The sequence below is a fragment of the Pilosibacter rotomagensis genome (assembly GCF_045062245.2).
In the GTDB taxonomy this organism is placed as follows: domain Bacteria; phylum Bacillota; class Clostridia; order Lachnospirales; family Lachnospiraceae; genus Pilosibacter.
This window is the reverse complement of sequence record NZ_CM170323.1, coordinates 3,201,553-3,217,359: the sequence shown is the minus strand read 5'-3', so window position 1 is coordinate 3,217,359 and position 15,807 is coordinate 3,201,553. Positions and strand designations below refer to the sequence as shown.

The following is a 15,807-nucleotide window of genomic DNA, read 5'->3' as shown; positions in this document are numbered from 1 at the left end:
TATGAAAGTAGTTATCCTGGCAGGAGGATTCGGAACAAGGATCAGCGAGGAGAGCCATTTAAAACCAAAGCCAATGATCGAGATCGGTGAGAAGCCGATCCTCTGGCATATCATGAAATATTACTCCCAGTTCGGATACAATGAGTTTATCATCTGCCTGGGATATAAGCAGTATGTGGTAAAGGAATTCTTTGCAGACTATTTCCTTCACACATCCGACGTGACCTTCGATCTCGCAAACAACAGCATGAAGGTCCACAACAATTACTCCGAGCCCTGGAAGGTGACCCTGATCGATACAGGATTAAATACCATGACCGGCGGACGTGTAAAGCGCATCAGAGACTATGTCGGAAATGAGCCGTTCATGCTGACCTACGGTGACGGCCTTGCGAATATCGACCTGAAAGCGCTCGAAGAGTTCCACAGAAGCCACGGAAAGATCGCAACGATCACAGCCGTCAATATCGGACAGCGTTTCGGCGTCCTTGACCTCGAGGAGAACGGAAAGATCAATTCCTTCCGCGAGAAGAATGATGACGACGGAAGTCTGATCAACGGCGGATACATGGTCATGAACCCGGGCGTATTCGACTACATCGAGGGCGATTCCACCGTATTCGAGCAGGAACCGTTAAGAAATCTTGCAAAGGACGGCGAGCTTATGGCATACCGCCATGAGGGATTCTGGAAGTGCATGGATACCCAGCGTGAGAAACAGCAGTTAGAGGCGATGTGGCAGTCCGGAAACGCGCCCTGGAAGATCTGGGAATAAGGAAATAAAGATCCGTAATTGGAGAAGATGAGATGAACTTAAAAGAAGTTTTTGACTTTTATAAAGGAAAAAATGTCCTGGTGACGGGACACACCGGTTTTAAGGGAACATGGCTTTCCAGGATCCTGGTAAATGCTGGAGCAAACGTCACAGGATATTCTTTAAATCCGCCGACAGATCCGGCGTTATTTGACATGGCCGGTCTTGATGGAAAGATGAATTCCGTCATCGGGGACATCCGGGACCTCGTCCATTTAAAACAGGTATTTGAGGAGACAAAGCCGGAGATCGTCCTGCATCTGGCTGCACAGCCGATCGTAAGGGATTCCTACAAGGATCCGGTCTACACCTATGAGACGAATGTCATGGGCACTGTCAATATTTTAGAGTGCGTCCGCCTGAACCCGTGTGTAAAGTCATTCCTGAACGTGACGACGGATAAGGTGTATGAGAACAGGGAGTGGGAGTACGGCTACCGCGAGGTGGACCGCCTGGACGGCTATGATCCGTATTCCAACAGCAAATCGTGCTCCGAGCTTGTGACACACAGCTATAAAAAGTCCTTCTTTGCGGACGGACACTGTGCGATCTCGACCTGCCGTGCCGGAAACGTGATCGGCGGAGGAGACTTTGCGAATGACCGGATCGTTCCGGACTGTGTCCGCGCAGCGATGGCGAAGAAGCCGATCATCGTCCGCAATCCGCATTCCACCCGCCCGTATCAGCATGTTTTAGAGCCGTTAGCGGCATATCTGATGGTCGCAAAGGCACAGTATGAGGACGGGAAATATGCCGGTTACTACAACGTGGGACCGGATGACAAGGACTGTGTGACGACCGGTGAGCTTGTGGACATGTTCTGCAATGCCTGGGGAAACGGACTTTCCTGGGAGAATAAGAGCGACGGAGGTCCCCATGAGGCGAACTTCTTAAAGCTCGACTGTTCGAAGTTAAAGACTACATTCGGCTGGCACCCGCGTTACGGCGTGAAGGAAGCGATCGGACTCACGGTGGAGTGGTGCCAGGAGTATGAGAAGAACGGCGATGTTGTCGCTGTGATGGACAGACAGATCGCAGAGATGTTTCAGTAGAGGAATAGACAGGAAAGGAAAAATTATGTTTGAGAATAAGACAGAAGCAGAGGCAAGAAAAGAGATTCTTGACCTCGTAGCTGAATATGCCGATAAATTCCATAACCAGAAAAAGGAGTTCCATGAGGGAGACCGCATCCCGTATGCGTCCCGCGTGTACGACAGCAAAGAGATGGTAAACCTTGTGGACAGTTCCCTGGAGTTCTGGCTCACATCCGGACGCTACACGGATGAGTTCGAGAAGAAGCTTGCGGAGTACCTCCATGTGCGCTACTGTGCCCTTGTAAACTCTGGCTCTTCCGCAAACCTGGTAGCATTCATGACCCTGACCTCCCCGCTGCTCGGCGACCGCCGCGTAAAGCGCGGAGACGAGATCATCACTGTTGCGGCAGGTTTCCCGACGACCGTTACCCCGGCGATCCAGTACGGCGCTGTTCCGGTCTTCGTTGACGTGACGATCCCGCAGTACAACATCGATGTTACAAAGCTCGAGGAAGCACTTTCCGAGAAGACAAAGGCAGTCATGATTGCCCATACACTCGGAAATCCGTTCGACCTTGCGGCAGTCAAAGCGTTCTGCGAGAAGCACAACTTATGGCTCATCGAGGACAACTGTGATGCACTGGGATCCAGATATACGATCAACGGCGAGGAGAAATTCACCGGAACAGTCGGCGATATCGGAACTTCCAGCTTCTACCCGCCGCACCACATGACGATGGGCGAGGGCGGAGCTGTCTATACGGACAACCCGCTGTTAAATAAGATCATCCGCTCTTTCCGCGACTGGGGCCGCGACTGCGTCTGCCCGTCCGGACATGACAATATGTGCGGACATCGTTTCGACAGACAGTACGGAGAACTTCCACTGGGCTATGACCACAAATATGTATACTCCCATTTCGGCTATAACCTGAAAGCGACAGACCTTCAGGCAGCGATCGGCTGCGCGCAGATCGAGAAATTCCCGACCTTCGTGGAGCGCAGAAGACACAACTTTGACCGTCTGAGAGCCGCTCTTGCGGAGACGGAAGACCGCCTGATCCTCCCGGTTCCGGCCGAGAACTCCAGACCGAGCTGGTTTGGTTTCCTGATCACATGCAAGAAGGGAACAGACCGGAATAAACTCGTCCAGTACATCGAGAGCAAAGGCATCCAAACGAGAATGCTGTTCGCCGGAAACCTGATCAAACATCCGTGCTTCGATGAAATGAGAGCGGAGAAAAAGGGCTACCGAGTTGTCGGCACACTCGAAAATACCGACCGGATCATGAGCGATACCTTCTGGGTAGGCGTTTATCCGGGAATGACAGACGAAAAGATCGACTATATGGCGAAAGTGATCAAAGAGGGGCTGTTACAGTGAGTGAAGAAAAATCCTTTGACCTGACGAAAGTCCATGAGGTCAATTTAAAACTTTTAAAGGAGATCGACCGGATCTGCAGAAAGTATAAGATCAAATATGCCCTGGACTCCGGTACACTCCTTGGCGCAGTCCGCCACGGCGGATTTATCCCGTGGGATGACGATGTGGATGTCATGTTCACGAGAAAGAACTATGAGATGTTCGCGAAGGTCGTAAGACGGGAACTGCCGGAGGACATGTCCTTCGTGGAGCCGAATGAATACCATGGAGGAAAGGCATTCTACGACTTTATCTCCCGAGTGACGTACAACAAGAGCCAGAAATTCGAGGACTCCGGAAAGATGGAGTTTTATGACGACAAGATCAGCCGCCTGAATGTGGATTTGTTCATCGTGGACGGACTCCCGGCAGGAAAGCTCGCAAAGAAGCTCACAAAGCTCTCCCACTGCGTTCTCTACGGATTCGCCCTGGGACACCGCTATGAGATCGATTACAGCGACTATAAGGGCGTTATGAAGCTCTTTGTGGCGGTCCTTGCCAATATCGGAAAGCTGATCCCATTCCCGGTGATCTGGAAGCTCTGGAATGCTCTGTGCTGCTTTGACAGCAGAAAAGAGCGCCCGCTGTATTTCTACACGGGCTATGCGCCAAACTGGTTCTATGTGGAAATGAAGCGCGAGTGGGACGACGAGGTTGTCGAGATGCCGTTTGAGGACACGAAGTTCTATGTGCCGTCCGGCTGGGACGAACTTCTGACACAGCTCTACGGCGATTACATGAAACTTCCGCCGAAGGAAAAACAGATTCCGGAACATTCCGATATGGAGATCAAGATTTATGACTAAACTGCTTTCGGTCGTTGTATCGGTATACAACGAGGAGCTGGCGCTTCGTGAATTTTACGCGGAGACGGGGAAGATCTTAAAAACGCTGCCGACGGACTGGGACTACGAGTTCCTGTTCGTGAACGACGGCAGCAGGGATCAGTCCCTTTCGATCCTCCGGGAGTTCGCGGCGTCGGACGAAAAAGTGAAGATCGTCAACTTTTCCAGGAACTTCGGGCATGAGGCAGCGATGATCGCGGGACTGGACTATGCGGGCGGTGACGGTATCGTCTGCATGGACGCGGACCTGCAGCATCCGCCGGAATGCCTGCCGGAGATTGTGGAAAAGTTTGATGAGGGATACGAAGTGATCAGCATGGTGCGCACGAAAAATAAGACGGCGGGTTTTGTAAAGAACTTTACATCCGCAGCGTTCTACAAGCTGATCAACCACCTCTCAGACGTGAAGTTTGAGGCCAATGCCTCAGACTTTTTCGCAGTGAGCAAAAATGCGGCGGAGGTCCTCCGGAACAACTACCGGGAGAAGGTCCGCTTCCTGCGCGGCTATGTGCAGAGCATCGGATTCGAGAAGACGACGATCGAGTACGAGGCGAGACCGCGGTTTGCGGGGGAGAGCAAGTACAGCATCAAAAGTCTGTTTAAATTTTCCATCAACACGATCCTCTGCTTTTCGGACCTGCCGTTAAAACTCGGGATCTATTCCGGTGTGATTACGGCGCTTTTCGGCCTGATCATGGTGATCTATACGGTCTATACCTGGGAACTGTACGGGGCGCCGAACGGTTATGCGACGATCGTTGTCCTGATCTCGTTCATGTTTTCCGTGCTGTTTGTGATCGTCGGGATCATCGGTGAGTATATCGCGATCCTGTTTGCTGAGATCAAGGACCGACCGGTCTATATCGTGAGAGATACTGCTAATTTCGGGAAAAAACGAAAACAGGATACGATTGGACAGGACCTTCAGTGAAAAAAGGAGATTTTCTCGGCCTGACAGGCGAAAAAGCCCCGGAAACACTGGAAAAACATTACAAAATCATGAATAATTTGTGTAAATTTGAGAAAAGGACTTCAAAAATAAAAAGGAATCGTATATAATACGTGAGTATGCCGATTTCCCGGGGGATTCTGTACAGCAGGATGAGAGACCCCGTTGAATTCAGAGGAGGAATTTTATTATGAAATTATTAAAGAGAATGGCTGTGCTGTCTTTAGTAGTTCTTGCCCTTGGCGGATGTACAAAGAGCAGCATTTCAACAGATGCACCGGTGTCCGGAAGTGAAGAGATCGATCCGGCAAAGACAGAGGCAGATGACGACGACGAGACACTGCCGAGAGACCAGAATTTCCTTGTAGAGGACGAGACAGTCGAGACAACAATGTACGACTGGGAGCAGGCACAGAGCGAGTGCGACGGACTGTTCAACGATACAACTGCATTCCCGCAGTCTGTAAAGATGGAGTTCACTTATGATGAGTCCGCTTTAAATATCGGTCTCACATGGACAGTTAAGAACGATACAACAAACGATGACGCGATGGATTACGCCGTAACTATGGTAAAACAGTTCAACGACATCATCGCAGCACAGAGCATGGATCTCGAGAACTCCAGCGCTGATTCCTTCGGAACACTCTGGAACCAGTTCTCCCTTGACGTGAAAGTCGTTACTGAGGGAGGAAAGACACTCGTAGATAAGAGCTACAAAGCCGGCGAGAAGATCGACCTCAAGAGTAGTGAGTCCGCAGCAGCAGGTCCGGAGGACGTTGCCGATGATTCACCGAAGAAGCTTGACGAGACAAAGGCTGCAAAATAATTGACCAAATAATTGAAATAATTACGAAAAGGTAATCAATTTAGGATCAGAAGACGGCGGAATGTTTTCTCACAAAGTCGGGGAAAACATTCTGCCATTTTTTATTTACACGAACAACGAGCCAAGGTCCGCGCTTGCGCGAGACTTTGGCGACTGTCGCGATAACAAGGGGAAATTCGCGAAGCGTGTTTTCGCTTGTTTAAGACATGAAAAAATGACAAAGCGCCGCAGTTCTCATCATGGGAACAGATACGGCACTTTTGGTGTGTTTGTACATTTATTTTGCACACTGCTTTACAAAATACTCGAACATCGGAAGAGAGTCCACGCACTCCTTCGGGTTCGTGACCGGACCGGTCATGCGCTCCGGATGCCACTGTACGGACCAGATCGGAAGAGATTCATGCTGGATCGCTTCTGTGAAGGTGTGACCGTTGGATTCGCCCCATGCGATCGCCTGGAAGCCGTCGCCGAGTTTGTCGAGTGCCTGATGGTGGTAGCTGTTTACTTCCATGGACTCTCCGTAGAGGTTTCCGAGAATGGAATCACTCTTGATGCGCACCGGATGGCAGACTCCCTTGGAGTGGTCGCCGCCGAGCTGAGTCGGGATATCCTGGGTGAGTGTGCCGCCGAAGTATACGTTTAAGATCTGGATTCCACGGCAGATGCCCCAGATTGGTTTTTTGCGGTCCACGAACGCTTTGATGATCTTGTATTCGAGGTCATCGCGCTGCGGATCTGTGATAACGAAGTCAAACATTTTCTCCTGGCCATAGAGCTTTGGCTCAACGTCCTTGCCGCCGCTTAAGAGAAGACCGTCAGCAAGATCCGCATACTCCTCAGCGCAGTCATTGTTGACAGCGAGGATCGGGATACCGCCTGCGCGGCGGATATTCTCCGCATAGTTCTGGTTTAATGCCCATGTCGGTGTTCCGTTGGCTGCTGCACCGGTTCCACCGGTCAGTAAGATCAATGGTTTCATAATCTAACTCTCCTTTTTTCGTATTGCCCGCCTGCCTGCCCCCCTGCAATGAAGATTTCCGGGAATATCCGGCTGTTTCATATACAGACAGGTCGGAAATTTGCTCTCCCGCAGTTGTAAAAAGTTCTGACAGTCGCGAGAAATATGATATCCGGGTCAAAGAAGTCTGGTCCCGGTATCATGAGTATATGATAATTCTGCCGGTTTGGACAGAGATCATCCGCATGTATCATAAAAATTCATATCATCACGTCCGCTCAGAGCCGCCGTGGGTATTTCGGATTATCCGACGTCGAGTCCGCTGTGGTACGAATAGTTTCCGAGCTCCGCGAGGAGCGCAGATATATCCGGCGGTCCGGCGGGGACATTCGCGATCAGGAATGCATTCAGGTAGTAGTAGACCGCATTGCATTTCTTTAAGGTCTGCTGGTACAGATCCGGGAAAGACGCCGTGGAGGCGATGGAGTGATCCCATGGATTCGTCCAGACTTCATGATCCAGGTTCAGGATCTCATGGACTTTTGCGGAGAGCTTATCGGTCACCAGCTTTTTGGATGCGATCGGATGCTTTAAAAAGATGGATTCCACGGATCCGATCAGATGCGTCTTGTGACCCGCGGGATCGGACAGGATCCGGCTTCCGAAGCGGATCGCAAAGATGGACCGGGCAACCATTCCCTCCGTCACCTGAAAATTGTTCTTTTCTGTGATCTGGTAGTAGGTGCGGTTGATGCACCTGCTCAGGTATCTTGAGACAAACTGGCTTTCCTGCGTGTTCAGACAGAGAGAAGCGGCCTGATTGAATTCAGACGGCTTTTTGTGTTTGAACTTCCACAACAGGATCGCGTCGATATCATTCTCGAGCGCGGCATGGAGTCCATGACATTCGGACTTTTTCTTATCGGTCCGGAACTGGATCCTTCCGTAGACGAACGGGTGACAGATCGAATCGGCGATATAGTGGCACATGAACCCGGCGAGAAACGCCGCTGCCTCCTCTTTCTGCTGTCTTGAGCGGATCTCAGAGAGTTCAAGAAGACTGTTCTTAAAAAAGTCGTTCACCTGATACTCGTGCATATGGGAGCCGACATTGCGGTAGTCTCTGTGACGGAGGATCGGGACATTATAGAAAAAGATATCCGGTCCCTGGAGTCCAAGCTGGTACAGCCAGCGGTATTTGGATATCACATGTTTTAAATAATTGTTCGGGAGGTCATTGTAGGCTTTCACACCGAACAGATAGTGGGTCGTAAATCCCGGCACAGGGATCATCTCCTTTGAAAGAAAATGCCAAGGTCTCACGCCAGCGCGGACTTTGGCTCGTTGCCTGTGTATAAATGCTGCCAACGGCAGACACTACAGTTATTATATCATACCTGTGTGAAAATGGGAATAAAACGTAGAGAGAAACTGAGAATGGCATGTGATGGGAATGGGAGCAGGGAAACGTCATATCGTCGGGGACGGAGCTTTGAGATGAACATGATCGGGAAAATTCATGGGATCGTCTGGGGACCGTGGACGCCGGTCCTGTTTTTGATGGTGGGCTTTGTATACAGTGTGCGGATCCGGTTCTTTCAGATCAGGAAGATCCCGGACTGGTGGAATGCGACGATCGGGAATCTTTTGCATGACAGGAGTGAGCACAGGGGATCATTCCGGTCGGCGTGTACGGCGCTGGCGGCCACGATCGGGACCGGGAATATCACCGGAGTCGCGGCGGCTGTGATCGCGGGCGGGCCTGGCGCCGTGTTCTGGATGTGGGTCTCCGCGTTCCTTGGAATGGCGACAGCCTACGGGGAGACAGTCCTGGGGATCCGGTACCGGGAAAAGGGTCGGGACGGCGGCTGGAGCGCGGGGCCGATGATGTATCTGGAAAAACGGCTGGGATGTTTATGGGCGGCAGTTCTGTACGGATCGTTCTGCATTCCGGCGGCATTCGGGATGGGCAGCATGGTGCAGGCCAACGCGATCGCGGAGACCGTATCCTATGTGTACGGGATCCCGGAGGCGGCGGTGGGCGTGATCGTTGTGACTCTTGCCGGGAGTGTGCTGGCGGGCGGCGGAAAGCGGATCTTTCTCGCGGCGGAGCGGCTTGTCCCATTGTCTGCCGGGATCTACACGGCGGCAGCGCTGGCGGTGATCGTTTTGTATGCAGGACGTATTCCGGGAGTCTTTTTGGCGATCATGGCGGATGCTTTTTCGTTCCGCAGTGCAGTGGGTGGGATCGCGGGGTACGGGATCTCGCAATGTGTCAGCTATGGGATCGCGCGGGGCGTGTTCTCAAATGAAGCCGGACTCGGAAGTCTTGCGGTCTTAAACGGAAGTGCGGAGACGGCGGCGGAGGAGATCCAGGGGCAGTGGGCGATCTTTGAGGTGTTTTTTGATACGATCGTGAGCTGCACACTGACGGCGCTCGTGATCCTCTGTGTGGCGGGCAGAGGGGCGGCTTCGGAGTCTGGCGCGGAAAACGGGGCGTCGCTCACGAGTCTCTGCTTCTTTACGGCGCTTGGAAGTCCGGGCGGGTATCTGGTGGCAGTCTGTGTGGTCCTGTTTGCATTTTCCACGATCATCGCCTGGTATTATATGGGGCGGCAGGCGGCGGAGTATCTTGGAGGGAAGATATCGGGCAGGATTCCGGCAATTTATACGGCGGGATATCTTCTGGCGGCGTTTCTGGGGTGCCTTGGGGCGATGGAGACGGTGTGGCAGGTGACAGATATCTTTAACGGGCTCATGGCGGTGCCAAATCTGGCGGCGCTGGTTTTGCTTGTTGGGGAGATCGATGCGCCGGGAGAGAAGGAGCGGGATACGGGAAAGCGTGAGACGGCGGAATAAATACCGTGGTCGGCCGTGGGGCACAGCGGGAGGAGATGCTTTGGGTGAAAATAAGGGATTTCAGGTGTTCATATCTTGTTCAAAAAGTTTTCAAATTTCTTTTACACAATTCACACGATTTCTTCATGTTTTATGGATATCATATAACCATAAACAGAAAGACATCTGATACAGATGCTGCTTATAAGATTTTTTTCATAATACTCGAGCTGATAAGTGATTATCAGCTCTCCTCCCTTTTTCAAATAATCATTTTGTAGAAGAAAAGCACTCGGCGGGGTGCTTTTTTTCGTGTGTCGGCAAATCTTGAAAAATCCCGGAAAGTTTTAGTATAATGAAAGCATATTTCGTAAGAAAAACAAGACATCATATGTTCATATAAAGGAGAACGGACCGAATGGAAGAAAAGGTTTATGAATATTTAAAGGCGCTTGTGGCAGTTCCAGGAATTTCTGATACGGATGATGAGAAGATGGCGGCGGAAAGGACCGGGGAGATCTTAAAAGCGCAGTCGTATTTTCAGGTTTATCCGGAGAATTTTGGAGAGATCATGATCCCGGGGGATGCGAAAAAGCGTCCGCTGGTGTATGGACTGGTGCGGGGGAATAAGAGTTCCGGGCGGACGGTCATTTTTACCGGTCATTATGATGTGGTCGGTGTGGAGGACTATGGTCCGTTGAAACCGCTGGCGTTTTCGATGGAGGAGCTGAAGGTGGCGTTTGAAAGGGAGTACAGTGAGCGGATGAGCCGCAGGATGGCTGAGGTCCGGAGTTGTGAAGATGCGGGCGAAATGCACGGGAGAGAGGGCAGCAGTGCTGCAACGCTGCGTGCGGGTTCAGCGCATGATCCGGAGGAGGGTTTCTGGAAGGATGTTGTGTCAGGGGAGTGGATCTTCGGGCGCGGTGCGGCGGATATGAAGGGCGGACTGGCGGCAGGTCTTGCAGTTCTTGACGAGATCGGAGAGCAGGTTCTTGACGGGACGGACAGATTGAATGGAAATATCCTGTTTCTGGCTGTGCCGGATGAGGAATCTTATTCGGCCGGTATGAGAGGTGCGGCAGGATTTCTCATGGATCTCAGGGAGCGGGAAGGACTTTCCTATGATCTTCTGATCGATCTTGAGCCGATGAGCCGGGATGAGGAAGGTCAGGAGGTATTTCTCGGATCGGTCGGGAAATGTATGCCGGTGGTCCTTGTACAGGGCAGGACGGCCCATGTGAGCAGATGTTTTGATGGGATCAATGCGGTCGGCGTTTTGGGGCGGATGTTTGAGAAGACGGAGCTCTCAGCGGAGTTTGCCGAGACGTTCGACGGGGAGGTCTGCATGCCGCCCACATGGCTGAATTTCCGTGACAGGAAGCGGGAGTATGATGTGTCAGTCCCGGCCAGGGCCGCCGGATATCTGAACGTTCTGAGCTTTAGGTCGGGGCCGGAGGAGATCATCGAAAAGCTTCGGGAGTGCGGGTATGAAGCATTTTCCGGGTATATCGATAAGATGGAAGAAGAGCGGAAAAAACTGGAAGAGAAGCTGTGCGGAAGGCGAATCCTTAGAACAGAAAATGTTCCAGAAGATATTGAAAGGACAGCAGGCGGACAGGAAAAAAAGCAGGATTTTGAAGTGCTCTCTTTTGCGGAACTTGCGGAACGCTGCCGGGAAAAGGATTCTGATGGATTTGAAAGATTTTTCCGGGAACAGAAAACCCAGATGGAGCAGAAGATCCAAAACGGAGAAACAAATTATCCGCAGGCGACGATCGAGCTGATGACCGAAGTTCTGGACTGGTCGGGGATCACGACACCTTTGATGGTACTTGGGTTTGCGCCGCCACTTTATCCTGCCTACCACAGCGACCAGATGGCGGGAAAAGAGGGCGTCGGGAGTTTTCTGTTCCGGAAGATCAAAAAGGTATCGGAAAATGCCGGCTGCCCGGTGAAGAAAGTCCACTATTTTACGGGAATTTCCGATCTGAGCTATTGTGGTGTCTGCGGGGAAATGGATTTTTCCGGTTATGCGTCGGAGACTCCACTGTGGGGAGACGGTTACCGGGTCGATTTCAAGGAGATCGGGAAGTTGAATATCCCGGCGGTCCTCCTTGGCCCATGGGGAAAGGACATCCACAGACGGACAGAGCGCGTGAACCGAAAGAGTCTTCTTGTGGAGCTGCCGGAGATTTTGCTGGAGCTTACTGAGACAGCAGTGTGAACGGATCTGCAGATCAGAAACCTCCTGACTGCAGACTCGTGACAGAAGACCGGTGGAGAAAGACCAGGAAAAATAAAGGATTTGTCTAAAAACTGTAAGAGAAAAGATAAGATACTTCCATAGTTTTCTGCTATACTCCTTCATATAAGATGATACAGGGCAGGGAAGGTGAAACGGAGAGCTCCGGACCCCTGAGTAAGGACCATGTACATAAAAAGCCGGGAATTTATTCGTCAGGCGGACGTTTGGAGAAGAGGAGGAATCAGTATGAAAAAAAGAATGTTGACAGCGATCGGATTATCAGCCATGATGGCAGTTTCTCTTGCGGGATGCAGCACGAGTGTATCGGTGCCGGATACGGTGAGAGTTGAGAACGTGGGAGACAGCTCGGACGGAAAGATCACGATGGACAGCAGCGAGACCGTGAAGATCGTCCCGGACATGGCAAAGATCGTGTTCGCGGTGACGAGTGAGGCACAGAAGGCGGATGAGTGCCAGCAGAAGAATACGGAAGCTCTGAACTCTCTGACTGAATATCTGAAAGGACAGGGGATCGACGAAAAATCGATCACGACATCCGGGTACAGCTTGAATCCGCGGTATGACTGGAGTTCCGATACAAGAAAACTCATCGGATATGAGATGCAGACGGAAGTGACTGTCTCCGACGTGACGGTGGAGCAGGTTGGGACGCTGCTTTCTGGCGGAGTCAACGCCGGTGCAAATGAGATCTATTCCGTATCCTACTATTCCAGCGGATATGATGATGCGTATGCGGAAGCGTTAAAGAAAGCGGTCGAGCTGGCGAGAACAAAAGCACAGGCGCTCGCAGAGGCCAGCGGACGGACACTCGGAGATGTGGTCAGCATCGAGGAATATTCGGACAACCAGTACGGCAGATACATAGACGGCGGCGTGAACCTGCAGAAAGAAAGTGTGTCGATGGCAGCAGGAGCAGAGAATGCGGTTGAGGACATGAACGTGATGCCGGGAGAGATGGAAGTTGATGCGAATATCAAGATCGTGTTCTCCATGGTTGATTAAGAAGTAGTGTATTGGTGAGGGTACGCGGTGAGCATCCGATCAGGAGCACTCGGTAATTCAGGAAAGCTTCCGCTAAGCCTTCGTGTGACTGCTAAAGGCCGCGGGCTAAGAGAAACCAGATCCCTGAATTAAGGCGCTCCTGCTCGGAGTCTCACCGCTGCTGTATGGCATAGAGATAAAATGTTGCCATGAAAAATTGTGGACATCCGGGGCCATGCCCTGTATAATATAGGGTAATCGGCAGCCGGAAGATTCCTGGACGGCTGCAGCAAAAAAAGAATGAAGACGCAGCCAGCGGAAGAAGAAAATCTGTTTTCTGAGCCAGCGGTCGTGTCTGAGGAAAAAGGAGAAAGACAATGGCAGAAAAGAAAAATCCGGTCATTACCATCGAAATGACAAACGGCGATATCATCAAAGCTGAGCTTTACCCGGACGTTGCTCCGAATACGGTAAATAACTTTTTAAGTCTTGTAAATAAGGGATTCTATAACGGACTGATTTTCCACCGTGTGATCAAAGGCTTCATGATCCAGGGCGGATGCCCGGACGGCAACGGAATGGGCGGCCCGGGATACTGCATCAAGGGAGAGTTCTCCCACAACGGTTTCCAGAATGATCTGGCACATACCGAGGGCGTTCTCTCTATGGCCCGCGCGATGAACCCGAACTCCGCAGGTTCCCAGTTCTTCATCATGCACAAGGATGCTCCGTACTTAAACGGTGAGTATGCGGCATTCGGTCAGGTTATCGACGGTATGGACATCGTCAACAAGATCGCTGAGGTCCGCACCGATTACAGCGACCGCCCGATGAAGGAACAGAAAATCAAATCCATCACAGCAGAGACCTTCGGCGTAGAGTATCCGGAACCGGAGAAGTGCTGATAAAAAAGGAGTGAGGCCATGCAGGAGATCCGTTACGCAATGGTAGACGGTGAAAAAGTTCCTGTTCTGATCTCAGATGAAAACGAGGCTCTCCAGGCGGCGAAAGCTGCAAGGAGAGCCATTGTTGGATTATGGAGAGAAGACGGGAAGGAAAATGAATGGTGTGCGGACACATTGATCACAGATGTCGAGGATGCAGATGAAGAGTTTCTGGAGCGGATCGCAAGGCGCCATCTGGGACTGCCCTGGACGATCTGTGAGACGGAGCGGCTCATTCTCCGTGAGATCGCGGAGCGCGACTATGAGGAGATCGTGAAAAATCATGTCGATGACGGTCTGGATACGGCGGAGAAGATCGCCGGATACACGAAGCGCCACTACGAAGTGTTTGAGTTTGGATTCTGGGCGGTCGAGGAAAAAAAGAGCGGAAACCTCGCCGGTGTTGTGGGATTCCGGATCCCGCAGGATGATGCGGCCGGGGATGTGGAAGACTGGCTTTTGTCTTTTGACGATGAAAATATCCTGGATGACACGCTGGAACTCGGATACCATATCTTTCCGGAATATCGGAGACAGGGGTATGCGAAAGAGGCATGTCTGGCGGCTGTTGAATATGCGAAAGAGGAATTCGGAACAGTTCAGTTTCTCGCACGGATCGAAAAGGATAATATCGTGTCGAAGAAGGTGGCGGAGAGACTTGGATTCGTGAGGGCGGCGTGAGGAACCACGCCTGCGATTGAGGCATGCTGCGGATGAGCCGGGGCAGAAAATTCCGAATGAAATGGCAGGCGCCGTTCCTGCCGATCGTGAATTCGAAATATAGCGGCAAATAGGAAAAAAAGTCATTTATTTCTCTCAGATTTCTCTTGTCAAATGGTGTCATCATCGTGTATATTAAACATTGTATACAAACAACATAAATACAATGTGTAAGCCTGTTTCGGCAGAAATTTGATCCGGATGGCGCCTTTTTTGCGATGAATGGAGCGTAAGCGAAGATCTGCGAGTGTGAGAGGCGGCATGATCCGGATCACACACATGGAAAATAGAAGGTGACAAGATGAAAGACCATTTAGAGCTGAAAGCCTACGCAAAGATCAACCTTGGGCTGGATGTGGTCCGGAAGAGAGAGGACGGTTATCACGAAGTCCGCATGATCATGCAGACCGTGAACCTGTATGACCGGATCGACATGGACCGGACGGAGGACGGCGTGATCAAGACGGAGACGAACCTTCCGTTCGTGCCGGACGGGGAAGGAAACCTTGCGTGGCGCGCGGCAAAGCTTCTTTTAGATGAGGCAGGGATCAAAGACGGCGTGACCATCAGGATCCGCAAATATATCCCGGTGGCGGCGGGCATGGCCGGCGGAAGTACCGATGCGGCAGCTGTTTTAGTCGGCGTGAACCGGATGTTTGATCTCGGATTTACGAAGAAGGAACTCATGGAGCGGGGCGTAAAGCTCGGTGCGGATGTCCCGTACTGCATCATGCGCGGAACGGCGCTCTCCGAGGGGATCGGCGAGATCTTAACGGAGCTCCCGCCATCCCCGAAGTGCCATCTCGTGATCGCAAAGCCGCAGATTTCCGTCTCAACGAAAGCTGTGTACGGAAAACTGCGGGTAAATGAGCTTGCACCGGAGGAACATCCGGATATCGACGGAATGACTGAGGCGATCAGAAACGGCGACCTTGACGGCGTGATCAGCCGCCTTGGAAATGTCCTTGAGACGGTGACGATCCCGGATCACCCGGAGATCGCAAGGATCAAGAGTATGATGATGGAGAACGGCGCCTGCGGTTCCCTGATGAGCGGCAGCGGCCCTACCGTGTTCGGTATCTATAAGGACAGGGAACTCGCGGAAAAGACCTGCCAGGCGCTTAAAGAGGCGGATGACGGGCGTCTGACCCGCCAGGTGTACCTGACTGAATTCTACAACCGGAAGAAAGCCAGATAGAGGAG

General features: G+C 51.7%; 14 protein-coding genes. 12 read left to right on the top strand and 2 right to left on the bottom strand.

Annotated features, from left to right (window positions below):
- Position 1: 1 nt before the first annotated feature.
- From rfbF to ACI3EW_RS14395, 6 genes are all read left to right on the top strand, one after another.
- Positions 2–775, top strand: a complete 774-nt coding sequence (rfbF, locus tag ACI3EW_RS14420) for a glucose-1-phosphate cytidylyltransferase (RefSeq protein ID WP_118297222.1) — start codon at positions 2–4, stop codon at positions 773–775.
- 32 nt (positions 776–807) lie between these two features.
- Entirely contained in the window at positions 808–1,866 is a 1,059-nt protein-coding gene (rfbG, locus tag ACI3EW_RS14415; RefSeq protein WP_118322004.1) for a CDP-glucose 4,6-dehydratase, read from the top strand.
- Positions 1,867–1,891: 25 nt separating this feature from the next.
- Complete coding sequence (gene rfbH, locus ACI3EW_RS14410; protein ID WP_118297220.1) at positions 1,892–3,232, top strand: lipopolysaccharide biosynthesis protein RfbH; 1,341 nt, start codon at positions 1,892–1,894, stop codon at positions 3,230–3,232.
- Complete coding sequence (locus ACI3EW_RS14405) at positions 3,229–4,077, top strand: LicD family protein (protein ID WP_329751277.1); 849 nt, start codon at positions 3,229–3,231, stop codon at positions 4,075–4,077. Before rfbH ends, ACI3EW_RS14405 begins: the two co-directional genes overlap by 4 nt.
- Positions 4,070–5,047 carry a glycosyltransferase family 2 protein gene (locus ACI3EW_RS14400; RefSeq protein ID WP_405579527.1) on the top strand — a complete coding sequence of 326 codons (978 nt, stop codon included), beginning with the start codon at positions 4,070–4,072 and terminating at the stop codon, positions 5,045–5,047. Before ACI3EW_RS14405 ends, ACI3EW_RS14400 begins: the two co-directional genes overlap by 8 nt.
- 208 nt (positions 5,048–5,255) lie before the next feature.
- A complete protein-coding gene (locus tag ACI3EW_RS14395) occupies positions 5,256–5,894 on the top strand; it encodes a hypothetical protein (RefSeq protein ID WP_118297217.1) in 639 nt (212 codons plus the stop codon).
- A 277-nt stretch (positions 5,895–6,171) separates the two neighbouring features.
- On the opposite strand, the gene ACI3EW_RS14390 is transcribed toward ACI3EW_RS14395, so the two are convergent.
- Both ACI3EW_RS14390 and ACI3EW_RS14385 read right to left on the bottom strand, forming a co-directional pair.
- Positions 6,172–6,876, bottom strand: coding sequence for a gamma-glutamyl-gamma-aminobutyrate hydrolase family protein (locus ACI3EW_RS14390; protein WP_118531021.1), 705 nt, complete (start codon positions 6,874–6,876; stop codon positions 6,172–6,174).
- A 282-nt stretch (positions 6,877–7,158) separates the two neighbouring features.
- Positions 7,159–8,148, bottom strand: coding sequence for a zinc dependent phospholipase C family protein (locus ACI3EW_RS14385; RefSeq protein ID WP_252197391.1), 990 nt, complete (start codon positions 8,146–8,148; stop codon positions 7,159–7,161).
- 204 nt (positions 8,149–8,352) lie between these two features.
- Here ACI3EW_RS14385 and ACI3EW_RS14380 point away from each other — a divergent pair, with 204 nt between their 5' ends.
- The 6 genes from ACI3EW_RS14380 (at position 8,353) to ispE (ending at position 15,802) form a co-directional block, all read left to right on the top strand.
- Positions 8,353–9,714 (top strand): alanine/glycine:cation symporter family protein, encoded by a 1,362-nt coding sequence (locus tag ACI3EW_RS14380; protein WP_405579531.1) that lies wholly within the window; start codon positions 8,353–8,355, stop codon positions 9,712–9,714.
- Between the two features lie 397 nt (positions 9,715–10,111).
- On the top strand, positions 10,112–11,917 hold the full coding sequence (locus ACI3EW_RS14375) for a M20/M25/M40 family metallo-hydrolase (protein WP_485663160.1): 1,806 nt from the start codon (positions 10,112–10,114) through the stop codon (positions 11,915–11,917).
- A 267-nt stretch (positions 11,918–12,184) separates the two neighbouring features.
- Entirely contained in the window at positions 12,185–12,961 is a 777-nt protein-coding gene (locus ACI3EW_RS14370) for an SIMPL domain-containing protein (RefSeq protein ID WP_215702632.1), read from the top strand.
- Between the two features lie 356 nt (positions 12,962–13,317).
- Positions 13,318–13,845 carry a peptidylprolyl isomerase gene (locus ACI3EW_RS14365; protein WP_118297210.1) on the top strand — a complete coding sequence of 176 codons (528 nt, stop codon included), beginning with the start codon at positions 13,318–13,320 and terminating at the stop codon, positions 13,843–13,845.
- A gap of 18 nt (positions 13,846–13,863) precedes the next feature.
- Entirely contained in the window at positions 13,864–14,565 is a 702-nt protein-coding gene (locus ACI3EW_RS14360; protein WP_118531013.1) for a GNAT family N-acetyltransferase, read from the top strand.
- Positions 14,566–14,905: 340 nt separating this feature from the next.
- Entirely contained in the window at positions 14,906–15,802 is an 897-nt protein-coding gene (gene ispE, locus ACI3EW_RS14355; protein WP_118322012.1) for a 4-(cytidine 5'-diphospho)-2-C-methyl-D-erythritol kinase, read from the top strand.
- Positions 15,803–15,807: the final 5 nt, after the last annotated feature.